This is a genomic window from Bacillus sp. FSL M7-0558 (assembly GCF_038003245.1).
GTDB classification, from domain to species: Bacteria; Bacillota; Bacilli; order Bacillales; family Bacillaceae; genus Bacillus; species Bacillus pumilus.
In genome coordinates this window covers 576,636-599,372 of the sequence record NZ_JBBOOU010000001.1, presented here as the reverse complement: position 1 = coordinate 599,372, position 22,737 = coordinate 576,636, and the positions used below count along the sequence as shown (strand labels likewise).

The following is a 22,737-nucleotide window of genomic DNA, read 5'->3' as shown; positions in this document are numbered from 1 at the left end:
ACCATTTTCCAAGTGCGGAAAATGGTTTTTTTATGGAGGACAAGTTTTCATGGAACAAGAAAAACTGAACATCTTAAATGAGCAGCATGAAACGATTGGAGTCGCTGCCCGATCAGATATCCATGCCCAAGGCCTTTGGCATGAAACCTTTCATTTTTGGCTTCTCAAAAAGGAACATGACACCATCTATCTCTATTTTCAGCTAAGAAGTCCCGCAAAAAAGGATTTCCCTTCTCTTTTTGATATCACCGCAGCAGGTCATCTTCTTGCAAATGAACAGCCTTCTGACGGTGTGAGAGAGGTAGAAGAAGAGCTTGGTCTTACTGTCCCTTTTGAAGATCTAGCCTTTGCAGGTGTTATACAGGAGGAAATCCATCTACCCGGTTTTACTGATCGTGAATGTTGCCATGTCTATCTTTACGTCCATCAAGAAGAGCAGATGAACATTCAATTACAAAAGGAAGAAGTCGCTGGACTTTACAGAGCAAAGCTAATGGATGCACAGCAGCTTTTCACAAGAAAATGTGAAAACATGCAGCTTGATGGCTTTGAAGTTGATGAATTCGGAGAACGACGTGAGAAAAGCAGAGTAGTCTGTATACAAGATTTTGTCCCGCATGAGCCTTCCTATTATCAGCATCTATTTCAAGCGATCAATCAATTCCTTTCATAATAGAAAAAGCATCGTGACCCTTATTTGGATCACGATGCTTTTTTATGTGACATCATAACTTTCTTTCTCCTCTGTTTGCTGCATTTTGCGATAGGTCACTCTCGAAATGACGATACTCACTTCGTATAAAACGAGCATCGGCAAGGTAACCATGAGGTGAGAAACAAGCTCTGGTGGTGTAATGAGTGCGGCAATGACAAGGAGGACAAAATAGGCATACTTCCGTATTTTTGATAAAAACATCGGTGTGATGATGCCAAGTCTTGTGAGAAACATCAACACAACGGGCATCTGAAACAAAAAGCCAAATGGAAGTGTTAACTGCATCAGAAATGTAAAATACTCATGAATCCCAATGACTTGCTCTACATTTAAATCATTCGACATTCGCATCATAAAATCAACGACAAACGGAAACAAAATAAAATAAGAGAAAGCCACACCGCTCAAAAATAAAAGCAGTGCAATCGGAATATAAGCAAGTGTCACCTTTCTTTCTTTTTCATATAAGCCGGGGCTCACAAACGCCCAAAGCTGATATAAAATCACGGGACACGTCAAAACCAAAGCGATGACAAATGCGAACTGCATAAACACGTACAGCGGATCTGTGAGCTTAAATGCATTCAGTGTCAGTGTGGCCGCTTCATCGGTATTTTGTAAATACACAATGACCGGCTTAGCAAGAAAAAAACCAGCCACCATAAAGGCGACAAAAAACATCGCAATGATCACTAAACGTTTTCGCAGTTCCACAATATGCTCCATAAGCGGCATATCTTTGACATTCATGAAGCTCATCCTATTCTACTGATCTTCTTTTTTCTTTTTTTCTTCCTGATCATCAGCTAAACCTTTTGTGGCATTTTTGAATTCACGTAATGTATCTCCTGCTGCTCTTCCTAATTCAGGAAGCTTTTTCGGCCCAAAAATAATGAGCGCAACAATCGCAATCAGAACCAAACTTCCAGGACCGATCGGACCCATTTGCTCCACCCCCTTTACCCCTTTTCGTCAATCCTCCTGTGTAACAGAGTAATGCTTTAAGAAATACACAAGTGACTGAAGTTCAACCGCCAAATCTATATGATGAATTCGAATGTGTTCCGGCACATTCAATCGAGCCGGCGTAAAATTAAGGATTCCTTTGATGCCAAGGGCAATCAAACGATCTGTAATGGGTTGAGCTGCTACGGCAGGTACTGTCAAAATGGCAACAGGAATATCTCCTACCTCTTGAACATGCTCTTCAAGCTTATCCAAATCATAGACAGGCACGCCGCCTATCTCACTTCCTATTTTACTCTCATTGACGTCAAAAGCCATTGAAATTTTTGTATTATTGTTTTTGATGAAATTATAGTGTAAAAAAGCAGTCCCTAAATTCCCGACACCGATGAGCATGACATTGGTCATTTCATCTTGGTCAAGTGTCTTTCTGAAGAAGGTCAAAAGGTAATCGACATTATAGCCATAGCCCTTCTTCCCAAGTGCACCAAAGTACGAAAAATCTCGGCGAATGGTAGCAGAATCCACTTTGACTGCATCACTAAGCTCTGCTGATGACACCCTTTGTTTTCCTGATGCATGCAGATTTTTTAAAAAACGGTAATATAGCGGCAAACGTTTGGCTGTCGCTTGTGGAATTTTTGACTGATCTATATTCATATAAGGTCCTCCAACTTAAATATCAGATGCTCTGTGAAAATCACCGTTTTTCCCGCCTGTCTTTTCAATTAAATAGGTAGGACCGATGATCATGCCTTTATCAATCGCTTTGCACATGTCGTAAACAGTCAGTGCACATACTGAAGCAGAAGTGAGCGCTTCCATCTCCACACCCGTACTTCCTTTTGTTTTCACTTGTACTTGTATGTTCAGAATGTGCGCATTTCCGTCTTCCTCCCAATCAAAGGAGATATCCACACCTTTTAGTGCAAGCGGATGACACATTGGAATGATGGTAGATGTTTGCTTTGCTGCCATGATGCCAGCAACCTGTGCAACAGACAGCACATCGCCTTTTCCAATTTCACGCTGCTCTATTTTATGAAACACTTCTTTTATCATACGAACGCTAGAAGCAGCAACGGCGGTTCTCACGGTAGACGATTTGTCACTAATGTCGACCATCTTTGCTCTTCCCTGTTCGTTAAAGTGGCTAAATTGACTCATCTTTTCAACGCTCCCTCACTCAAATGATACACTATTTTTTCCTATCTGTCTTTCATTTGAATATGGCGATTGTATGTAACATTTGCTGGTTTACTGCTGATAAGCTACACTTAACATATTATAGCAGAGGTGAAGTTACATGATGATTCTACAAGTGAATCAGCTGTCCAAATCGTTTGGTGCTGATACCGTTTTAACGAATATAAAATTGGAAGTCAAAGCAAGGGATCGGATTGCCATTGTAGGTCGTAACGGCGCAGGCAAATCCACCCTTTTGAAAATCATTGCCGGTCAATTGTCTTACGAGCAAGGTGAGATCATCAAACCGAAAGACCTATCGATCGGCTATTTAGCACAGCATACCGATGTGACGTCTACACGTACGTTAAAAGACGAATTATTATCGGTTTTTGATCATTTGAAAAAGATGGAACAAGAGATGAGAACCATCGAGGAGAAAATGGCTTCCTCTACAGGTTCTGAGCTAGATTCCCTCATGAAAACCTATGACAGGCTACAGCAGGAATTTAAAGACCAAGGCGGCTATCAATACGAAGCAGACGTCCGCTCCATTCTTCATGGGCTCGGCTTTAGTCACTTTGAAGATGGGACAACCGTTCAATCCTTAAGCGGCGGCCAGAAAACCCGTCTAGCGCTTGGAAAGCTCTTATTAATGAAACCAGAACTCTTAATTCTGGACGAGCCGACCAACCATTTAGATATTGATACCTTATCATGGCTGGAGCAGTATTTGCAAAATTATACAGGCGCCATTCTGATCGTGTCCCATGACCGCTACTTCTTAGACAAAGTGGTGAACCATGTTTATGAAGTCTCAAGAACTGCCATGAAAAAGTTTGCAGGCAACTATAGTAAGTATCTTGATCTGAAAGCTGAGCAGCTAGAGCGCGATATGAAGCTTTACGAAAAGCAGCAAGAAGAAATCTCAAAGCTTCAGGATTTCGTAGATCGCAACCTAGCAAGAGCCTCAACCACAAAGCGCGCTCAGAGCAGACGCAAGCAGCTGGAACGGATGGATCGTATAGATAAGCCATTAGGTGATGAAAAATCTGCAAACTTTCATTTTGATATTACGAGACAAAGCGGCAATGATGTGCTGAAGGTACATGATCTCGACATTCGTTATGATGAAAAAACACCGCTCCTATCCTCTCTTTCTTTTCAGATCAAACGAGAGGATAGCGTGGCACTCATTGGTCCTAATGGGATCGGGAAATCAACCCTTTTAAAAACGTTAACGAACACAATAAAGCCTGTAAAAGGCGACATCACCTTTGGATCTCATGTCACAATCGGCTACTATGACCAAGAACAAGCCAAACTGACATCCTCCAAAAAAGTGCTGAATGAGCTTTGGGATGACTATCCTCATATGAATGAAAAAGAAATTCGAACATGTTTAGGGAACTTCCTCTTTTCCGGTGACGACGTCTTAAAGCCCGTTCATGCATTAAGCGGTGGAGAAAAAGCGCGCCTTGCCCTGGCAAAGCTGATGCTCCAAAAAGCCAATTTCCTGATACTTGATGAGCCTACGAACCATTTAGACTTAGATAGTAAGGAAATTTTAGAAAATGCACTGATTGATTACCCAGGAACCATCTTATTTGTGTCTCATGACCGTTATTTTATCAACCGTCTGGCAACGAAAGTATTCGAACTGTCGCCTACAGAAACAAAAGAGTATCTCGGTGATTATGACTACTACCTTGAAAAGAAAAATGAACAATTAGAGCTTGAAGCGATTCAAGAAAATGAAGCGCTGAAAAAACAAGCAGCCAAGCCAGTTGAAACGGCAAAGCTTTCTTATGCGGAAGAAAAAGAACTGAAAAAGAAAGAAAGACAAAAGCAGCGCAGAATCGAGGAAATTGAAGAACGGATTGCTGTCATTGAAGCGAAGCTTGGTGAAAATGAAGAGCTTCTATGTGATCCTGCTATTTTTCAAGATCACGAGAAGGTCCAAAACATTCAAACAGAAAACGATACACTTCATCAAGAGCTGGAATCCCTTTTCGCAGAGTGGGAAGAGCTATCCGAATCGTAAAGAGTGCCCTAATGGGTGCTCTTTTTTCTTTTAGTGAAAATTTCTTATCCACATTAATATCCACAATAACTTCTTTATTATTCTTTTAAAAATCGGACTTATCCACTTTATCCACAGAGATTTAATCACATATCCACATAAAAGAACGTATTTGTGCACATCCACTTCATTTTAAAACGAAATTTTCTAACAATTGTGGATATATCACGTTTACTTGTGAATAAATCGCTTTCATTAAAAATGAAAAAAACCTGTGTATCCACAGGAGTTTTTATTCATATGAGACAAGCGGTAAGCCCGGCTGGCCATTCATCGCCATATCGCCTCTTATACCTTTTTCAAACGCAATGGTTCCAGCAGCAGCGATCATGGCTGCATTGTCTGTACAAAGAGATAATGGTGGAATAATGACCTTCACGTCAGGAAGCTTCGTGAATGCTGTCGTTAAAGCTTCTCTCAGTCCTTTATTGGCAGCGACTCCACCAGCTAGGACAACCTGCTTGACGCCATAGGCCTCAGCCGCTTTTAATGTTTTCCCAACAAGCACCTCAATGACACTTGCTTGAAAACTTGCTGCCAAATTCTCTGGAGTAATTGTTTCTCCTTTTTGAGATGCATTGTGTAGTGTGTTAATAACAGCTGATTTTAATCCACTAAAGCTAAAGTGATAGGAACCTTCTTCAAGCCATGCACGTGGAAGCTTAATCGTTGGCTCTCCTTGATGTGCTAACCGATCAATATGAGGTCCGCCTGGATACGGGAGACCCATCGTCCGGGCCACTTTATCGTATGCTTCTCCAGCCGCATCATCTAATGTTTCTCCGATAACCTCAAAAGACCCGTGCTCTTTCATTAGTACAAGCTCAGTATGTCCACCAGAGACGACAAGAGCCAAACATGGAAACTGCAATTCATCTACAAGTTGGTTTGCATAAATATGCCCCGCGATATGATGTACACCAACAAGAGGAATTTGATGAGCAAAGCTCAGTGCCTTGGCTGCATTGACACCGATCAGAAGAGCACCGACTAAGCCCGGTCCTTCTGTGACAGCAATGGCATCTAAATCCTGAAAGCTCATATTGGCCTGTGCCATTACTTCTTCTAACACGATGGTGACTTGCTCCACGTGATGCCTTGAAGCAATTTCTGGGACAACTCCGCCAAATCGTTTATGGCTTTCTATTTGCGATGCGACAATATTCGCTACAATTTCTTTCCCATTTTTCACAATAGATGCCGCTGTTTCATCACAGCTTGTCTCTATACCTAATATAAATCGATCTGTTTGTTCACTCATTTATATTCACCCACATGACCAATGCATCTTCCCCATTATCCGTATAATAATTCTTTCGAATAGAAGCTGGTCTGAAACCAAGCTTTTCATAAAGGGATTGTGCAGGTGTATTTGACACCCGCACCTCTAAAGAAAGATGATCTGTCTTTTTTTCTTTACAAAATTCCATGACATATCGCAGCAATGCTTCCCCGTAACCCTTTCCTCTATGCTCAGGGAGAATCGCAATGTTCGTAATTTGTGCATCGTCCATGACGATCCAGACCCCGCAATAGCCAACAGGCTGCTCATCTTCTTCAATGAGGAAATAATGGCTGTACTGGTTATGGAGAATCTCATAGACAAATGATTCTTTTTTCCAAGGCGCAGTAAACGAATGCACTTCAATCGTATATACCTCTGGAATGTCCGCTACCGTCATTTTTCGAATCTCGGTTATGTTGAGATTATTTTTGTCCTTCAAGCCATTTCACTTCCGCTTCTGCCAAACGAATATAGTTAGGAACAAGCTGATGGACATCTTCAGCAGGACGATCTGCCCCTAAAAACGCAAGCATTGAAGATCTTGGGTTATGAAAAGCTCCCTCCGCTATCACAGCCGTTTCTCCTAAAATGGAGCCAATGCTTTCTTCATGAAGATGCACATCCTGTCCAAGGAATAGGACAGGCTTTCCTGTCTGCTTCAGCTCATGAAGCCAATCCGTGAGCAAGATATTTTGGTCTGGTTTGATCTCTTTGATTTTTCCTTCTTTAAACGTATATAGCCCAGTATATACTTGTCCTCTTCTCGCATCGAATAGTGGCGAGATCCATCCATCAAAGTATTGACCATTTGCCGCAAGTGTTTCTAAACTCGAAACAGCCGATATCGGGATAGACAGCGTCCATGCGAGTGTTTTGGCAATGGTCACACCAATTCGGACGCCAGTGTAGGAACCAGGTCCTTTTGCTACAACAATTTTACTTAGTTCACTTGGGGCTACACCACATTCTTTCATCAATGCCTCAACAGTCGGCATCGCTCGGACGGAATGGTTCTTTTTTAAATACGTAATGCTCTCACCAATCACTGTGGAATCTTTGACAAGGGCAATTCCTAGTGTATGGTTTGACGTATCAATTGCCAGTATGGTCAAATTCTTTCATCTCCTTACAAAGGGTCTCATAGCGTTCCCCTTTTGCACTAAACGTAAGATGACGTTCTTCTTCACGTTCTGTTCTTAGCATTTCTATTTTCAAGTAGGAGGAAGGCAATTGAGGTCCAATAAGATGTGCCCACTCAACCAAGCATACACCTTCGCCCTCAAAATATTCTTCGAGCCCGATATCTTCTTCCGCATCTTCCATGCGGTACACATCCATATGATAAAGTGGCAGTCTGCCATCGGTATATTCTTTAATAATCGTAAAGGTAGGGCTGTTGACGATACGGGTAATCCCTAAGCCTCCTGCAAAACCTTTTGAAAAAGTCGTTTTGCCTGCGCCTAAATCTCCTTCTAATGTCAAAACATCGCCTGGCATCACAAGTTTGGCCAATGCAGCGGCAATTCGTTTCGTCTCATCCGCACCTTTTGTCGTCCACGTTAATTTCACAGTTGATGTCACCTCATTTCTTAAAATGATTATATCCTTTTTTCATTAACATTGTTTGCTGTTCATTGTCTTTTAATAGAACGCTTGCTGCTTGATCACCTTTGACTTGTCCAATGCGTTTGACTTGAATGTCTTTTTTTCTACATTGCATTTCAAAGCTATCCCAATCAGCCTCTGAAATTGTACCAGTTAATACAAAGTCTTCCCCGCCAAATAACACCCATTCCAGCCAGTCTTTACGCAGCACTGGTAAATTTGGATGTACAGGGAGCTTGTTTGCTTCTATCTCTATCGTCACACGACTCGCTTCGGCTATCTCATTCAGCTCACTCGCTAATCCATCACTCACATCATTCAAGGTGACCCGCGGGAAGCTTGAGCAAATGAGGCCAGCAGCAATGTGGGGCTGAGGCTTTTTATGACGCTCAAGAAAAAAGGCTGTGTCGACTGCCTTGGGAGGGGCTACTTCGTTCATTAAAAGTGATAATCCAGCAGCTGATGAACCAAGCTCACCTGTGACAAAGACGACGTCTCCTGTCTGAGCACTGTGACGATAACAAGCTTTTCCCTTTGGTACCTCGCCAATGACCGTCACTGTAATGACAAAGTCACTTCGAGTGGCAACCGTATCTCCACCAATCAAATCCATATGATAAATATCAGCCAATGCTCTCATTCCCTCGTAAAGAGCTGAAACGATCGTCTCATCACCATGAGGCGGGATCGCAATTGATACAAGATAATACTTTGGGGTTCCTCCCATTGCGGCGATATCACTGACATTGACCGCTAGTGCTTTAAAGCCAATCTCAAAAGGTGTGGAAAAATCAAAGCGAAAATGAACATGCTCCACCATTGTATCAACACAAACGACCTCTTCACAATGTGAATGAGGTTGATAAACACTTGCATCATCTCCGATACCCATAACCAAAGAACGCTGATGTGTTTCTTTTGGTGTAATTCGGCGAATAAGATCAAATTCATCCATAAAAAGACAGCCCCTTCATGCAATCAATTGATTGAATAGACACGATGTCAGACATAATTAGTATTAGTGTAAGCCAATATGAGTTTCAGTTTCAATTAAAAATGATATAAAGAAAGCCTGGTATGAAAAAACCAGGCTGGGTTGAAGTGATCTATCTTTTCTTTTTACATAACGTGTAACCAAACACAACGCCATTCAATGTATATTGGATACGTATGAAAAGAAAAAGACATAAAAAAAAACGAAACTATACGTTTTCGTTTACAAGTCATAAAAATGGCGGTCCGGACGGGACTCGAACCCGCGACCTCCTGCGTGACAGGCAGGCATTCTAACCAACTGAACTACCGGACCATTTTGGTTGCACTCACTGAGCACTACCCATTGGTATATAAAATAATTTGGTTGCGGGGGCAGGATTTGAACCTGCGACCTTCGGGTTATGAGCCCGACGAGCTACCGAACTGCTCCACCCCGCGACGATATAAATATAACAAGCTTGGCGGCGTCCTACTCTCACAGGGGGAGACCCCCAACTACCATCGGCGCTGAAGAGCTTAACTTCCGTGTTCGGTATGGGAACGGGTGTGACCTCTTCGCTATCGCCACCAAACCTGATGGAGAGAATGTTCTCTCAAAACTAGATAACAATGTTCAAGCTTCACATTAGAATATAGGTTAAGTCCTCGATCTATTAGTATCTGTCAGCTCCACGTGTCACCACGCTTCCACCTCAGACCTATCAACCTGATCATCTTTCAGGGATCTTACTTCCTTGCGGAATGGGAAATCTCATCTTGAGGGGGGCTTCATGCTTAGATGCTTTCAGCACTTATCCCGTCCGCACATAGCTACCCAGCGATGCCCTTGGCAGAACAACTGGTACACCAGCGGTGCGTCCATCCCGGTCCTCTCGTACTAAGGACAGCTCCTCTCAAATTTCCTGCGCCCGCGACGGATAGGGACCGAACTGTCTCACGACGTTCTGAACCCAGCTCGCGTACCGCTTTAATGGGCGAACAGCCCAACCCTTGGGACCGACTACAGCCCCAGGATGCGATGAGCCGACATCGAGGTGCCAAACCTCCCCGTCGATGTGGACTCTTGGGGGAGATAAGCCTGTTATCCCCGGGGTAGCTTTTATCCGTTGAGCGATGGCCCTTCCATGCGGAACCACCGGATCACTAAGCCCGACTTTCGTCCCTGCTCGACTTGTAGGTCTCGCAGTCAAGCTCCCTTGTGCCTTTACACTCTGCGAATGATTTCCAACCATTCTGAGGGAACCTTTGGGCGCCTCCGTTACATTTTAGGAGGCGACCGCCCCAGTCAAACTGCCCACCTGACACTGTCTCCCTGCCCGATAAGGGCAGCGGGTTAGAAGGTCAATACAGCCAGGGTAGTATCCCACCGATGCCTCCACCGAAGCTAGCGCTCCGGTTTCCAAGGCTCCTACCTATCCTGTACAAGCTGTACCAACATTCAATATCAGGCTGCAGTAAAGCTCCACGGGGTCTTTCCGTCCTGTCGCGGGTAACCTGCATCTTCACAGGTACTATAATTTCACCGAGTCTCTCGTTGAGACAGTGCCCAGATCGTTGCGCCTTTCGTGCGGGTCGGAACTTACCCGACAAGGAATTTCGCTACCTTAGGACCGTTATAGTTACGGCCGCCGTTTACTGGGGCTTCAATTCGCACCTTCGCTTACGCTAAGCGCTCCTCTTAACCTTCCAGCACCGGGCAGGCGTCAGCCCCTATACTTCGCCTTACGGCTTCGCAGAGACCTGTGTTTTTGCTAAACAGTCGCCTGGGCCTATTCACTGCGGCTTCTCGGGGCTTTAACACCCTAAGAAGCACCCCTTCTCCCGAAGTTACGGGGTCATTTTGCCGAGTTCCTTAACGAGAGTTCTCTCGATCACCTTAGGATTCTCTCCTCGCCTACCTGTGTCGGTTTGCGGTACGGGCACCTCTCACCTCGCTAGAGGCTTTTCTTGGCAGTGTGGAATCAGGAACTTCGCTACTAAATTTCGCTCGCCATCACAGCTCAGCCTTTACGGGAAACGGATTTGCCTATTTCCCAGCCTAACTGCTTGGACGCGGATATCCAATACCGCGCTTACCCTATCCTCCTGCGTCCCCCCATTGCTCAAATGGTGAGGAGGTGGTACAGGAATATCAACCTGTTGTCCATCGCCTACGCCTTTCGGCCTCGGCTTAGGTCCCGACTAACCCTGAGCGGACGAGCCTTCCTCAGGAAACCTTAGGCATTCGGTGGACGGGATTCTCACCCGTCTTTCGCTACTCATACCGGCATTCTCACTTCTAAGCGCTCCACCAGTCCTTCCGGTCTGACTTCACAGCACTTAGAACGCTCTCCTACCACTGTTCGTAAGAACAGTCCGCAGCTTCGGTGATACGTTTAGCCCCGGTACATTTTCGGCGCAGAGTCACTCGACCAGTGAGCTATTACGCACTCTTTAAATGGTGGCTGCTTCTAAGCCAACATCCTGGTTGTCTAAGCAACTCCACATCCTTTTCCACTTAACGTATACTTTGGGACCTTAGCTGGCGGTCTGGGCTGTTTCCCTTTCGACTACGGATCTTATCACTCGCAGTCTGACTCCCAAGGATAAGTCATCGGCATTCGGAGTTTGACTGAATTCGGTAACCCGGTAGGGGCCCCTAGTCCAATCAGTGCTCTACCTCCGAGACTCTTACCTTGAGGCTAGCCCTAAAGCTATTTCGGAGAGAACCAGCTATCTCCAGGTTCGATTGGCATTTCACCCCTACCCACACCTCATCCCCGCACTTTTCAACGTGCGTGGGTTCGGGCCTCCATTCAGTGTTACCTGAACTTCACCCTGGACATGGGTAGATCACCTGGTTTCGGGTCTACGACCACGTACTCATGCGCCCTATTCAGACTCGCTTTCGCTGCGGCTCCGCATCTTCTGCTTAACCTTGCACGGGATCGTAACTCGCCGGTTCATTCTACAAAAGGCACGCCATCACCCTTTAACGGGCTCTGACTACTTGTAGGCACACGGTTTCAGGATCTATTTCACTCCCCTTCCGGGGTGCTTTTCACCTTTCCCTCACGGTACTGGTTCACTATCGGTCACTAGGGAGTATTTAGCCTTGGGAGATGGTCCTCCCGGATTCCGACGGAATTTCACGTGTTCCGCCGTACTCAGGATCCACTCTGGAGAGAACAACATTTCAGTTACAGGGCTGTTACCTTCTTTGGCGGGCCTTTCCAGACCTCTTCGCTTATATCGTTCCTTTGTAACTCCGTATAGAGTGTCCTACAACCCCAAGAGGCAAGCCTCTTGGTTTGGGCTGTTCCCGTTTCGCTCGCCGCTACTCAGGGAATCGCATTTGCTTTCTCTTCCTCCGGGTACTTAGATGTTTCAGTTCCCCGGGTATGCCTTCTCATACTCTATGTATTCAAGTATGGATACTACTCCATTACGAGCAGTGGGTTTCCCCATTCGGAAATCTCCGGATCAAAGCTTGCTTACAGCTCCCCGAAGCATATCGGTGTTCGTCCCGTCCTTCATCGGCTCCTAGTGCCAAGGCATCCACCGTGCGCCCTTTCTAACTTAACCATTTCTTACTTTAGAAAGAATCACTATGTGTGATGAACTTTGCATTGCATTCAATGTGAATGTATTACTTATTGTTATCTAGTTTTCAAAGAACAATCCTGTCTCGCTAGAGACATGTCTTGAAGGAATGATCCTTCAAAACTAAACAAGACGAAAACGCACGCTGCTCCATATATCCTTAGAAAGGAGGTGATCCAGCCGCACCTTCCGATACGGCTACCTTGTTACGACTTCACCCCAATCATCTGCCCCACCTTCGGCGGCTGGCTCCATAAAGGTTACCTCACCGACTTCGGGTGTTGCAAACTCTCGTGGTGTGACGGGCGGTGTGTACAAGGCCCGGGAACGTATTCACCGCGGCATGCTGATCCGCGATTACTAGCGATTCCAGCTTCACGCAGTCGAGTTGCAGACTGCGATCCGAACTGAGAACAGATTTATGGGATTGGCTAAACCTTGCGGTCTCGCAGCCCTTTGTTCTGTCCATTGTAGCACGTGTGTAGCCCAGGTCATAAGGGGCATGATGATTTGACGTCATCCCCACCTTCCTCCGGTTTGTCACCGGCAGTCACCTTAGAGTGCCCAACTAAATGCTGGCAACTAAGATCAAGGGTTGCGCTCGTTGCGGGACTTAACCCAACATCTCACGACACGAGCTGACGACAACCATGCACCACCTGTCACTCTGTCCCCGAAGGGAAAGCCCTATCTCTAGGGTTGTCAGAGGATGTCAAGACCTGGTAAGGTTCTTCGCGTTGCTTCGAATTAAACCACATGCTCCACCGCTTGTGCGGGCCCCCGTCAATTCCTTTGAGTTTCAGTCTTGCGACCGTACTCCCCAGGCGGAGTGCTTAATGCGTTAGCTGCAGCACTAAGGGGCGGAAACCCCCTAACACTTAGCACTCATCGTTTACGGCGTGGACTACCAGGGTATCTAATCCTGTTCGCTCCCCACGCTTTCGCTCCTCAGCGTCAGTTACAGACCAGAGAGTCGCCTTCGCCACTGGTGTTCCTCCACATCTCTACGCATTTCACCGCTACACGTGGAATTCCACTCTCCTCTTCTGCACTCAAGTTTCCCAGTTTCCAATGACCCTCCCCGGTTGAGCCGGGGGCTTTCACATCAGACTTAAGAAACCGCCTGCGAGCCCTTTACGCCCAATAATTCCGGACAACGCTTGCCACCTACGTATTACCGCGGCTGCTGGCACGTAGTTAGCCGTGGCTTTCTGGTTAGGTACCGTCAAGGTGCGAGCAGTTACTCTCGCACTTGTTCTTCCCTAACAACAGAGCTTTACGATCCGAAAACCTTCATCACTCACGCGGCGTTGCTCCGTCAGACTTTCGTCCATTGCGGAAGATTCCCTACTGCTGCCTCCCGTAGGAGTCTGGGCCGTGTCTCAGTCCCAGTGTGGCCGATCACCCTCTCAGGTCGGCTACGCATCGTCGCCTTGGTGAGCCATTACCCCACCAACTAGCTAATGCGCCGCGGGTCCATCTGTAAGTGACAGCCGAAACCGTCTTTCATCCTTGAACCATGCGGTTCAAGGAACTATCCGGTATTAGCTCCGGTTTCCCGGAGTTATCCCAATCTTACAGGCAGGTTACCCACGTGTTACTCACCCGTCCGCCGCTAACATCCGGGAGCAAGCTCCCTTCTGTCCGCTCGACTTGCATGTATTAGGCACGCCGCCAGCGTTCGTCCTGAGCCAGGATCAAACTCTCCGAGGTATGCAGGATGCATATCACACATGCGTTGCTACACGATGTAGCGAACTTAGCATGTGATCATTTCCTGCCTCGTCAGCGTTTGACTGACTACCTATGATATAACATAGGATTTTTTATAAAAACTCGAATTAACAGGTACGTTTTGTCTTGTTTAGTTTTCAAAGATCATATTTCAAAAAATGGAGCGGGTGATGAGAATCGAACTCACGACATCAGCTTGGAAGGCTGAGGTTTTACCACTAAACTACACCCGCGTGGTTTGTATTGGCGCGCCCGAGAGGAGTCGAACCCCTAACCTTTTGATCCGTAGTCAAACGCTCTATCCAATTGAGCTACGGGCGCTTAATCAGGCGACTTAATTATCTTAACATATCGTTTTTATCAAGTCAATATCTTTTTGAGATTTGTTTGTCGCATGTGTTTGAATGTCTTTGTTTCAAATACGTCATCAGCGACGAATAAAAATATACCATGGATCACATAAAAGGGTCAATACATTTTTCTAAAAAAGTTTCATGTTTTTTAAAAAGTCGTTTTTTCTTAGATAAATAGAAATGCAATAGCCCTATTTTCTTCCCTTTCTTCATAATTCCAATGATTCTTAAATAAAATCTTTCTAAATCCAAAGGAGGACAAAACATGGTCACATAGAATTTTTATTTATTGGAAAATTCTTAAAATTTTCCAAGCATTTAAAGGGGGTAGGAGATGATGAAAAAGTTCGTCGCTTTTCAAATCATGATCGCTTTGGTGATAGGAGCTCTTATCGGCCATTTCTTTCCTGACTTCGGGATGGCTCTCAGGCCAATTGGAGATGGATTCATCAGGTTGATTAAAATGATTGTTGTTCCTATCGTTTTCTCTACCATTGTTATTGGTGCAGCCGGCAGTGGTGGTATGAAGAAAATGGGAAGCCTAGGATTAAAGACGATCATTTGGTTTGAGGTCATCACAACCATCGTTCTAGGAATTGGTCTATTGCTGGCTAATGTTCTAAAGCCTGGCGTTGGCCTTGACTTCTCTAAATTAGCTAAGAAAGATATTGGTGAATTAGACGGCTATACGCAGAAAGTCGTCGACTTTAAACAAATGGTACTCGATATCATTCCAACGAATATCGTCGATGTCATGGCTCAAAATGATTTACTAGCTGTCATTTTCTTCGCCATATTATTTGGTGTAGCGGCAAGCGGTATCGGTAAGGCATCCGCTCCTGTTCTCAACTTCTTTGAATCAGTGGCACAAATTATGTTTAAGCTAACGCAGATGGTCATGGTGACAGCACCTATTGGAGTGCTTGCATTAATGGCTGCTTCTGTTGGTCAATATGGCATTGTGTTATTAATTCCAATGATGAAGCTTGTTGGGACTGTATTTTTAGGTTTATTCATTATTCTCTTTGCTTTGTTCCCTCTGGTCGCACTGATCTTCCGTTTTAACTACTTCGAAGTTTTAAAAATGATTTGGGATTTGTTCTTGGTTGCCTTCTCTACTACAAGTACAGAAACCGTCCTTCCTCAGCTTATGTCACGAATGGAGAAATACGGCTGTCCGAAAAGAATTGTCTCCTTTGTCATTCCATCTGGTCTTTCTCTCAATTGTGATGGGTCCAGTTTATATTTATCGGTTTCCTGTGTGTTTCTTGCACAAGCGTTTGGTGTCGACATGAGTTTGTCACAGCAGCTTTTGATGATGCTTGTTCTTGTGTTAACGAGTAAAGGGATTGCAGCGGTGCCATCCGGTTCACTCGTCGTCCTTTTGGCAACCGCCCATGCAGTAGGTCTTCCAGCAGAAGGCGTCGCCATTATCGCCGGTGTCGATCGAATTATGGATATGGCACGAACAGGTGTGAATGTTCCAGGTCATGCCGTTGCATGTATTGTCGTATCGAAATGGGAGAAAGTATTCCGCGAGTCTGCTTGGGAAGTTCCAAAAGCAGGTGAAGAAACAAAAGGAATGTAGTGTTATATGAAGGAAAGGGCTTCCCCTTTCCTTTTCTTATGATAAAAATGCTTGCTTTAGGACCGCTTTGCCTTGAGGTTGCAGCTGCACTTCTGCATATGCGCCATTAACCAGCGTCATTTGCGGCGGGACATGCCCACAATCTATATCGTAAAAAATGGGGATTTTTAATTCCTTTTGTAATTCTTCATATACATCATGATACTGATACCCTTCCACAGGCACATCTACTGCACTTCGCCCAAACATAATACCTGAACAATGGTCAAACCATCCTGCTAGTTTCAATTGAACAAGCGATCTCTTCACGCTTACAGCATTTAATTCACAGTTTTCAAAGTACCAGAGAATTGGTTCATCTTTTAAGAATGTTTTTTGAAAAGCTTTGACATCTCCAAAAGGCGTCCCAGCTAAGTGGCGTATGACATCAATACAGCCGCCCATTAGCCTCCCCTTTACCATCTTTTCTTGTCGATCAACCGTATGCCATGCGGTCGGTTCTGTTAAATGAAAAACATGTTCAATCGGATTGTCATACTGCCATTCCTTTTGATACATTGATGAAGAATATTGGCTGATGTCCATTTCCCCTTTTGTTGAAAGTACTTCTTCCCACATGACAGTCGTTTGATCAAGCTCTTCTCCCTGAAGATCTACTAGGTTCGGTCCATGCGCAGTGGCAATGCCTGTTTTTAAAGTTAACGCCAGCAGAAGCGCACTCGTATCCGAGTAACCAAGAATCCACTTTTTTTGCATCGATGAGAAATCAAGGTGCTCTAACACCTCCATCAGAAGCTGCCCTCCCCATGGCGGGATGATGTGATCAATCTCATCACAGGTCATCATGTACTGAAGCTCCTTTGCTCGTTCTACGGCAGGAGCTGATTTTGCCTTTTCCTGGTGCCATACCGTATCTCCACATATGACATCATAGCCTCTTTTTTTCATTCGCTCGCATGAGAGCTGAAACATGTCATGCAAAGACGGCTGTACACCTGAGGAAGGTGCTGTGACGCCAATTGTTTGTCCTTTTTGTAATTGTGGAAATTGTATCATCCTATTTCCCTCCATCCTCTCTCAATCTCTCATTTATAAAGAAGATGCCCCTATTACAAGGGACATCTTCTTTTATTCCTTTTGACGCAGCACAGTATAGACACCTGCAAAGATACATAGAATGCCAATGAATGAGCGTAATCCCATTTCTTCTCCCAAAAGCAGCCAGCCAAGAACGGCACCTACGATCGGTTGAAAGAAAAAGAACAAACCGCCGCTTGAGGCATCCATTAATTGAAGCCCTCTATTCCATAAAAAGAATGCTAGAGCTGTTGAGATGATGCCTAGATAAAGAATACCGCCCCAAATCTCCGGCCTTGCCATCTGTTCCACATCTAGGTGAGGTAAACGAAATAATACAGGCGGTGTTAAAACAATAAATGCAATGATGATCGCATATGTGGTTGTCACCACCTGAGGATACTTTCCTGGAACACGTTTGAGCAAAACAGACATCAGCGCCCATGTTAAAGCAGCGAAGACCAATGAAAGACCACCGACAAATTCATCTGTCTGTACTGCAACTGGTCCAATCATGAGCCATACACCTGCTGTAGCAAGCAGGATGGATGCGCACTTTCGAACAGTCATGGCTTCTTTTAATAGAAAGAAAGCAAACAGCACCATAAACGCAGGAGTTGCAGATGTAATAACAGCCCCCATTTGTGCAGAGGTATACATCGTCCCAATTTCTTGGGTCACGATTGAAAGGAAATTTCCGATCAGCCCAATCAACACCATAAGGGGGATATCTTTTTTATCTAATCGAAAGGAATAGCCCAAGCGCCAAATGGTGATCACCAACACGACTCCTGCTACAGCATATCTCATCCAGACGAGTTCAAGTGGCGGAACAACCGCTACTGTTACTTTGACAACAACGTACATGCCGCCCCAAATACTTGCTGCGATTGCTAGGTAAAGGGCGCCTATATATTTTTCATTCATCATTTTCCCTCCGTTATTGGATATTTTGAATACCATATCCACAAACGGAGATCACTCTCCGTTATGGACGGAGGGCATTTGGAACATCATGTTCAAACAAAGGTTTGCACAGCATTGTCGTCACTCCATTTTTTTTATTTTCTGATACTTTATAACAGATTCTGGCTAACTTCAATCCTTTTTGCGCCTTTTTTCTTTATATAATAGAAGATAAGGGGATATTGACATGCTAAATTCGTTTTCATATAGTAAGTAAAACTGTAGGTCGTCACGCAGAAAAGGAGTAGAGGTCGTTGGATATTGAAGCTAGAAAACATATTCCCAGCACGGAACATGAACCATTTCTCGAGGGAATAAAAGATTGTGTGCCAACCCTGCTTGGTTATATGAGTATCGGGTTTGCCTTTGGAATTGTTGGAATTAGCGCACAGTTGAGCCTATGGGACATTGCGCTTCTAGCAATCTTTATTTACGCAGGTGCTTCACAGTTTATTATCTGTGCACTGCTTGTCACAGGAAGCCCCCTTTCCGCTATTATTCTCACTACATTTATTGTGAATCTGCGTCATTTATTACTAAGCCTGACGCTGGCTCCTCATTTTACACGCTACTCTTTAAAACAAAATATTGGATTCGGTCTATTGCTGACTGATGAATCCTTTGGCGTAGCCATGAATAAATTAGCTCAGCATGGAAAGCTGAATAACCGGTGGATGCACGGGCTGAACATAACGGCTTATTTGTGCTGGATTGCTGCCTGTATACTTGGCGGCATTTTTGGACACTGGATCTCAAATCCTGAAGCACTTGGTCTTGATTTTGCTCTTTCCGCTATGTTTGCTGCACTGCTGGTTCTTTCTTTGCAAACTGTGCCTAAAAGTAAATTAACCCATCGCCTGTCACTTGTTTTGTATATGGTCGTTGCGATGTTTGTCCTGCTTCATTTTGTTCCATCACACGTGGCTGTTCTATTAGCCACCATAATTGTCGCAACCATTGGGGTGGTGACAGATAAATGATCAGCAGTTTTATGATGTGGCTCATTCTCGGCTGTATGATTGTCACTGTGATTCCAAGGGTCGTTCCCTTTATATTTGTACGAAGTATCGAGCTGCCTGAAGTGGTGCTCAAGTGGTTATCGTTTATTCCCATTTGTATCTTTACGGCTTTAATTGCAGAGCATTTGTTCATTCATACCACAACAGGTGTCACCATTCACTGGATGTACCTTGCTGTCTTGGTTCCGACCGTCGTGATCGCCGTTTGGACAAAGAGCTTATCACTTACTGTTCTTGTAGGCGTCCTGCTGATGGGGACTGCCAGATGGTTTTTTTAAAAGAAAAAGCTTAACCGCATGTGGTTAAGCTTTGTTTCATTTTACGATTCCGTATACAAATCCATCGTAACCCTTTTCACCAACAGTTTGAATGGCTGTAGCCTCTATTCTTGACTCTTGTTTGAGTAAATTGAAAAATTCACGAGTTCCTTGAACTCGCTCATCCCCATCAGAGTCATGAAGGACTGCTCCATTTCTGACGACATTGTCTGCAATAATGACTGTTCCCTTTTTTGAGAAGTGTAACGCCCACTTTAGATATTTCGGGTTGTTCGGTTTGTCTGCATCAATGAAAATCAAATCGAATGGAAGCACATCCCTCTCTTTTAACTGAGATAGCGTATCCAATGCCTTTCCTTGCAAAATGCTCACCCGTTCCGATAAGCCCGCTCTACTAATGTTTTGCTGCGCAATCTGTACATGGTGGCTGACAGCCTCTAATGTGATGAGTTCTCCATCCTCTTCAAGAGCACGCGCCAACCAAATGGTACTGTATCCACCAAGTGTCCCGATCTCTAAAATGCGCTTTGCATTCTTGGTTTTTGCTAATAAATAAAGCATTTTCCCTTGAGCTGGTGACACATCAATTTCTGGCAGGCCTGCTTGCTTATTATGAGTAAGAGCTTGCTCCAAAACATCATCTTTAGGAATCAACTTGTCTGTGATATACTCGTCAACTTTCTCCCACACTTGCTTCATCTCAACCATCTCCCTTGATCATGTCTTCTGTCTCAAGTCTACATGATGATAGCGAGCGCGTATAATCAATTCTTTTCACACATCTATTCATTTTATTGATGAAAGACATGTCATGATGGAGACATGAAGCAGTGCCATGTTTTCGGATTTACTGGTTCAGGTGATTTTTCAAATCCCCTTTTTTATCTTGAAGCTTTCCTTTGGCTTGATCCTTTTTCCCTTCTGCTTTCAGGTTTTGATGATCTGTTGCTTCGCCAAGCTTCTCTTTCAATTGACCTTTGGCTTGATTTGTTTTTCCTTTCGCTTTATCCATATGTCCTTTTTCTTCACTCATTTGTTCCACCTCCACGTTTGATACTATTCATTTAGCCTTTTTCACAGATACAAAACATCTGAGTGTGCGATCCAAGAAACTACAGCAACAAGAAAATCCAGCCAAGGTCGGCTGGATTAAAAATAATGATCTATAAGATAGACTTAAAAGCTTTAACCTGTTTTACTCTGATCGTACTCAACAAGATCACCTAGAATTTCGTCAATCTGATTCATCATCTCAGTTTCAATTTTCACCTCAGATGCTAAAGCATTCTCCCTCACCTGTTCTGGACTAGATGCACCGATAATTGCTGCAGAAACGTTCTGATTTTGCAGTACCCATGCTATTGCAAGCTGAGCGAGAGTAAGATCAACCTCTTGTGCGATGGGCTTAAGCTTTTGGATCGCCTCTAAGGTATTATTATTCATCCAGCGTTGAGCAAGGTTTTTAAAAAAGGGTTTTCCAGCAGGTGAGTTAGCACGCGAATTAGTCGGAAGTGATTTTCCTGGGAGGTACTTTCCAGTAAGGATTCCCTGGGCCAAAGGCGACCATACTACCTGGCCAAGTCCTTCGCGCTGACAGGTCGGTATTACATCACTTTCAATGATTCTCCATAACATGGAGTATTGAGGTTGGCTGGCAATTAGGGGGACTTTTAGCTCTCGTGCAAGCGCTGCCCCTCGAGTAATTTGTTCTGCTGTCCACTCACTTACACCAATATAGTTCACTTTCCCCTGTCTTACTAAATCTGCGAAAGCTAACATCGTTTCTTCCAGAGGTGTAGTTGGATCAAACCTGTGTGCATAGTAAATATCAATATAATCCGTTTGTAAACGTCGCAAAGAGGCATGACAGTTTTCCAAAATATGCTTGCGTGATAATCCTCTATCGTTTTTCCCAGTACCGGTTGGATGACATACTTTTGTACATAGTTCAATGCTCTCCCGCCGGATCCCTTTTAAAGACCTGCCTAGTATCTCTTCAGCCTTGGTGTCTGAATAAACATCAGCAGTATCAAACGTCGTAATACCAACATCAAGAGCAGCTTTCACACAATCATGGGCAGTTTCTTCATTTATCTTACCACCATGATTAATCCAGTTTCCGTATGCAAGTTTACTAATTGTTAATCCACTATTTCCAAGTTTACTATACTCCATAATAATGCCCTCCTTTTGAAAGAATACTTTCATTATAAAAAGAGGCCGTTAATATGTATAATATATATATTCAGATAAATATATATATATTTTATATAACTAAAAATATTTCCATTAAAAAAACACAATAAGCAAGGTTGAAATTTATAGGGGGCTTAAAAAATGGATCTGAGACAAATACGTTATTTTATCATGGTTGCTGAAGAACTAAATTTTAGCCGGGCAGCTGAACGTCTTAAAATGGCACAGCCTCCATTAAGTCAAGAAATTCGCAAATTAGAAGAAGAGTTAGGTGTTACGCTTTTTCATAGAACGAAAAGACAGGTTGAACTTTCAGATTCGGGGAGAGTATTTTTAGAAGAAGCCCGCCGTACGCTTCTTCAAGTAGATAGAACGATTAAAGCAACACAGCTTGCAGATGACGGAAGAATAGGTCATTTGACGATCGGTTTCGTTGATTCTACTGATATTGTGATTGATATTATTAAAAGGTTTCGAGAAAGTTTCCCTAACATCCATCTTGTCTTATGTGAAATGGCTACAGAACAGCAGTTAAAAGCACTATATAAGAAAGAAATTCAAATAGGATTTATTCGTTCTAACCAAAATAATAAGATACTTACCTCAGAAATTTGTTGTGAGGAATCATTAAGCTTGGTTTTGCCAGAAAATCATCCTTTAGCTTCATTTCCCAAAGTTCCAATTCATTTATTAGCCAATGAACCATTTATCATGTTTCCACGTCATCTAGGTGCAGCTTTTTATGATTTAATTATCAGCTACTTTTGGGAAAATAGCATAAGTTTAAACGTAGTTCAGGAAGCTATTCAAATGCATACGATTGTGAATTTAGTTGCTGCAGGAATGGGAATCTCTGTGGTTCCATCCTCAGTAGAAAGCGTAAAACGTTCAGGGGTTGTTTATAGAAAAATCCAAGAAACTACACCAAAAGTAAATTTATATGTTTCATGGAGACAAGATGAAACATCAACCGTCGCTGACCACTTTTTAACAGTTGTGAGAGAAGCCTATTTAAGTTCTCAGTCTAAATCATGAAAATCCAGCCAGGGTCAGCTGGATTAAAAAATAATGATCTATAAGACAGACTTAAAAGCTTTCACCTGCTATGT

The 22,737-nt window shown here is 43.9% G+C and carries 20 protein-coding genes, 4 tRNA genes and 3 rRNA genes; 6 read left to right on the top strand and 21 right to left on the bottom strand.

The genetic code is table 11. The features are described from left to right. The first annotated feature begins 49 nt into the window (after positions 1–49). The gene (locus MHB79_RS02985; RefSeq protein ID WP_340988919.1) at positions 50–673 is read left to right on the top strand and encodes an NUDIX hydrolase; all 624 of its coding nucleotides are present in this window, start codon (positions 50–52) and stop codon (positions 671–673) included. Positions 674–715: 42 nt separating this feature from the next. Here the strand turns inward: MHB79_RS02985 and tatC are convergent, their stop codons facing one another. From tatC to moaC, 4 genes are read right to left on the bottom strand one after another with little or no spacing between them, the layout of a single operon-like run. After that, positions 716–1,465, bottom strand: a complete 750-nt coding sequence (gene tatC / locus MHB79_RS02980; protein ID WP_003214196.1) for a twin-arginine translocase subunit TatC — start codon at positions 1,463–1,465, stop codon at positions 716–718. A gap of 15 nt (positions 1,466–1,480) precedes the next feature. Continuing rightward, positions 1,481–1,660: a twin-arginine translocase TatA/TatE family subunit gene (locus tag MHB79_RS02975; RefSeq protein WP_003214302.1), complete on the bottom strand. Its 180-nt coding sequence runs from the start codon at positions 1,658–1,660 to the stop codon at positions 1,481–1,483. Positions 1,661–1,687: 27 nt separating this feature from the next. Beyond that, positions 1,688–2,341, bottom strand: coding sequence for a redox-sensing transcriptional repressor Rex (locus tag MHB79_RS02970; protein ID WP_003214118.1), 654 nt, complete (start codon positions 2,339–2,341; stop codon positions 1,688–1,690). A 15-nt stretch (positions 2,342–2,356) separates the two neighbouring features. Then, positions 2,357–2,848 (bottom strand): cyclic pyranopterin monophosphate synthase MoaC, encoded by a 492-nt coding sequence (gene moaC / locus MHB79_RS02965; RefSeq protein WP_003214058.1) that lies wholly within the window; start codon positions 2,846–2,848, stop codon positions 2,357–2,359. Between the two features lie 139 nt (positions 2,849–2,987). On the opposite strand from moaC, the gene MHB79_RS02960 reads away from it, so the two are divergent. Next, positions 2,988–4,910 carry an ABC-F family ATP-binding cassette domain-containing protein gene (locus MHB79_RS02960; protein WP_137055477.1) on the top strand — a complete coding sequence of 641 codons (1,923 nt, stop codon included), beginning with the start codon at positions 2,988–2,990 and terminating at the stop codon, positions 4,908–4,910. 271 nt (positions 4,911–5,181) lie between these two features. Here the strand turns inward: MHB79_RS02960 and tsaD are convergent, their stop codons facing one another. The 12 genes from tsaD to MHB79_RS02900 form a co-directional block, all read right to left on the bottom strand. Further along, positions 5,182–6,210, bottom strand: a complete 1,029-nt coding sequence (gene tsaD / locus MHB79_RS02955) for a tRNA (adenosine(37)-N6)-threonylcarbamoyltransferase complex transferase subunit TsaD (protein ID WP_340988916.1) — start codon at positions 6,208–6,210, stop codon at positions 5,182–5,184. Then, positions 6,203–6,631, bottom strand: a complete 429-nt coding sequence (gene rimI / locus MHB79_RS02950) for a ribosomal protein S18-alanine N-acetyltransferase (protein ID WP_003214231.1) — start codon at positions 6,629–6,631, stop codon at positions 6,203–6,205. Before rimI ends, tsaD begins: the two co-directional genes overlap by 8 nt. 25 nt (positions 6,632–6,656) lie before the next feature. Beyond that, a complete protein-coding gene (gene tsaB / locus MHB79_RS02945) occupies positions 6,657–7,346 on the bottom strand; it encodes a tRNA (adenosine(37)-N6)-threonylcarbamoyltransferase complex dimerization subunit type 1 TsaB (protein ID WP_339206726.1) in 690 nt (229 codons plus the stop codon). Next, the gene (tsaE, locus tag MHB79_RS02940) at positions 7,327–7,803 is read right to left on the bottom strand and encodes a tRNA (adenosine(37)-N6)-threonylcarbamoyltransferase complex ATPase subunit type 1 TsaE (RefSeq protein ID WP_003214433.1); all 477 of its coding nucleotides are present in this window, start codon (positions 7,801–7,803) and stop codon (positions 7,327–7,329) included. The genes tsaB and tsaE overlap by 20 nt, the downstream gene beginning before the upstream one ends. Positions 7,804–7,816: 13 nt before the next feature. Next, entirely contained in the window at positions 7,817–8,794 is a 978-nt protein-coding gene (gene thiL, locus MHB79_RS02935; RefSeq protein WP_268458095.1) for a thiamine-phosphate kinase, read from the bottom strand. A 277-nt stretch (positions 8,795–9,071) separates the two neighbouring features. Further along, positions 9,072–9,148, bottom strand: a tRNA-Asp gene (locus MHB79_RS02930). 48 nt (positions 9,149–9,196) lie between these two features. Next, positions 9,197–9,273: transfer RNA gene (locus tag MHB79_RS02925), tRNA-Met, on the bottom strand. An 18-nt stretch (positions 9,274–9,291) separates the two neighbouring features. Further along, a 5S ribosomal RNA gene (gene rrf, locus MHB79_RS02920) occupies positions 9,292–9,407 on the bottom strand. 61 nt (positions 9,408–9,468) lie between these two features. Next, positions 9,469–12,399: ribosomal RNA gene (locus tag MHB79_RS02915) — 23S ribosomal RNA — on the bottom strand. Positions 12,400–12,581: 182 nt separating this feature from the next. Next, positions 12,582–14,130: ribosomal RNA gene (locus MHB79_RS02910) — 16S ribosomal RNA — on the bottom strand. Together the 16S, 23S and 5S rRNA genes with 4 tRNA genes alongside form the textbook arrangement of a ribosomal RNA operon. Positions 14,131–14,310: 180 nt before the next feature. Then, a tRNA-Gly gene (locus tag MHB79_RS02905) sits at positions 14,311–14,384 on the bottom strand. Positions 14,385–14,395: 11 nt separating this feature from the next. Next, a tRNA-Arg gene (locus tag MHB79_RS02900) sits at positions 14,396–14,472 on the bottom strand. 369 nt (positions 14,473–14,841) lie between these two features. Here MHB79_RS02900 and gltP point away from each other — a divergent pair. Continuing rightward, positions 14,842–16,092 (top strand): glutamate-aspartate/proton symporter GltP, encoded by a 1,251-nt coding sequence (gene gltP / locus MHB79_RS02895; RefSeq protein WP_034620243.1) that lies wholly within the window; start codon positions 14,842–14,844, stop codon positions 16,090–16,092. Positions 16,093–16,128: 36 nt separating this feature from the next. Here gltP and MHB79_RS02890 read toward each other — a convergent pair whose 3' ends face one another. Next, the gene (locus MHB79_RS02890) at positions 16,129–17,148 is read right to left on the bottom strand and encodes a S66 family peptidase (protein WP_251191069.1); all 1,020 of its coding nucleotides are present in this window, start codon (positions 17,146–17,148) and stop codon (positions 16,129–16,131) included. Between the two features lie 72 nt (positions 17,149–17,220). Continuing rightward, the gene (locus MHB79_RS02885; RefSeq protein WP_034620208.1) at positions 17,221–18,096 is read right to left on the bottom strand and encodes a DMT family transporter; all 876 of its coding nucleotides are present in this window, start codon (positions 18,094–18,096) and stop codon (positions 17,221–17,223) included. 293 nt (positions 18,097–18,389) lie between these two features. Here MHB79_RS02885 and MHB79_RS02880 point away from each other — a divergent pair, with 293 nt between their 5' ends. Together MHB79_RS02880 and MHB79_RS02875 are read left to right on the top strand one after the other, a co-directional pair. Continuing rightward, complete coding sequence (locus MHB79_RS02880; RefSeq protein ID WP_003214127.1) at positions 18,390–19,115, top strand: AzlC family ABC transporter permease; 726 nt, start codon at positions 18,390–18,392, stop codon at positions 19,113–19,115. Further along, complete coding sequence (locus tag MHB79_RS02875; protein WP_106030211.1) at positions 19,112–19,432, top strand: AzlD domain-containing protein; 321 nt, start codon at positions 19,112–19,114, stop codon at positions 19,430–19,432. Before MHB79_RS02880 ends, MHB79_RS02875 begins: the two co-directional genes overlap by 4 nt. Before the next feature lie 36 nt (positions 19,433–19,468). Here MHB79_RS02875 and MHB79_RS02870 read toward each other — a convergent pair whose 3' ends face one another. From MHB79_RS02870 to MHB79_RS02860, 3 genes are all read right to left on the bottom strand, one after another. Continuing rightward, a complete protein-coding gene (locus MHB79_RS02870) occupies positions 19,469–20,131 on the bottom strand; it encodes an O-methyltransferase (protein WP_106066398.1) in 663 nt (220 codons plus the stop codon). A 148-nt stretch (positions 20,132–20,279) separates the two neighbouring features. Further along, entirely contained in the window at positions 20,280–20,465 is a 186-nt protein-coding gene (locus MHB79_RS02865) for a CsbD family protein (protein WP_003213978.1), read from the bottom strand. A 152-nt stretch (positions 20,466–20,617) separates the two neighbouring features. Further along, positions 20,618–21,607 carry an aldo/keto reductase family protein gene (locus MHB79_RS02860; protein ID WP_050945658.1) on the bottom strand — a complete coding sequence of 330 codons (990 nt, stop codon included), beginning with the start codon at positions 21,605–21,607 and terminating at the stop codon, positions 20,618–20,620. Positions 21,608–21,769: 162 nt separating this feature from the next. On the opposite strand from MHB79_RS02860, the gene MHB79_RS02855 reads away from it, so the two are divergent. Further along, complete coding sequence (locus MHB79_RS02855) at positions 21,770–22,663, top strand: LysR substrate-binding domain-containing protein (protein WP_322000128.1); 894 nt, start codon at positions 21,770–21,772, stop codon at positions 22,661–22,663. The last annotated feature ends 74 nt before the right edge of the window (positions 22,664–22,737 follow it).

Bases quoted from the DNA above. Each gene is read 5' to 3' on its own strand.
- MHB79_RS02985 (WP_340988919.1), top strand. From the start codon at position 50: ATGGAACAAGAAAAACTGAACATCTTAAATGAGCAGCATGAAACGATT.
- tatC (WP_003214196.1), bottom strand. From the start codon at position 1,465: ATGAATGTCAAAGATATGCCGCTTATGGAGCATATTGTGGAACTGCGA.
- MHB79_RS02975 (WP_003214302.1), bottom strand. From the start codon at position 1,660: ATGGGTCCGATCGGTCCTGGAAGTTTGGTTCTGATTGCGATTGTTGCG.
- MHB79_RS02970 (WP_003214118.1), bottom strand. From the start codon at position 2,341: ATGAATATAGATCAGTCAAAAATTCCACAAGCGACAGCCAAACGTTTG.
- moaC (WP_003214058.1), bottom strand. From the start codon at position 2,848: ATGAGTCAATTTAGCCACTTTAACGAACAGGGAAGAGCAAAGATGGTC.
- MHB79_RS02960 (WP_137055477.1), top strand. From the start codon at position 2,988: ATGATGATTCTACAAGTGAATCAGCTGTCCAAATCGTTTGGTGCTGAT.
- tsaD (WP_340988916.1), bottom strand. From the start codon at position 6,210: ATGAGTGAACAAACAGATCGATTTATATTAGGTATAGAGACAAGCTGT.
- rimI (WP_003214231.1), bottom strand. From the start codon at position 6,631: ATGACGGTAGCGGACATTCCAGAGGTATATACGATTGAAGTGCATTCG.
- thiL (WP_268458095.1), bottom strand. From the start codon at position 8,794: ATGGATGAATTTGATCTTATTCGCCGAATTACACCAAAAGAAACACAT.
- gltP (WP_034620243.1), top strand. From the start codon at position 14,842: ATGAAAAAGTTCGTCGCTTTTCAAATCATGATCGCTTTGGTGATAGGA.
- MHB79_RS02890 (WP_251191069.1), bottom strand. From the start codon at position 17,148: ATGATACAATTTCCACAATTACAAAAAGGACAAACAATTGGCGTCACA.
- MHB79_RS02885 (WP_034620208.1), bottom strand. From the start codon at position 18,096: ATGAATGAAAAATATATAGGCGCCCTTTACCTAGCAATCGCAGCAAGT.
- MHB79_RS02875 (WP_106030211.1), top strand. From the start codon at position 19,112: ATGATCAGCAGTTTTATGATGTGGCTCATTCTCGGCTGTATGATTGTC.
- MHB79_RS02870 (WP_106066398.1), bottom strand. From the start codon at position 20,131: ATGAAGCAAGTGTGGGAGAAAGTTGACGAGTATATCACAGACAAGTTG.
- MHB79_RS02865 (WP_003213978.1), bottom strand. From the start codon at position 20,465: ATGAGTGAAGAAAAAGGACATATGGATAAAGCGAAAGGAAAAACAAAT.
- MHB79_RS02860 (WP_050945658.1), bottom strand. From the start codon at position 21,607: ATGGAGTATAGTAAACTTGGAAATAGTGGATTAACAATTAGTAAACTT.
- MHB79_RS02855 (WP_322000128.1), top strand. From the start codon at position 21,770: ATGGATCTGAGACAAATACGTTATTTTATCATGGTTGCTGAAGAACTA.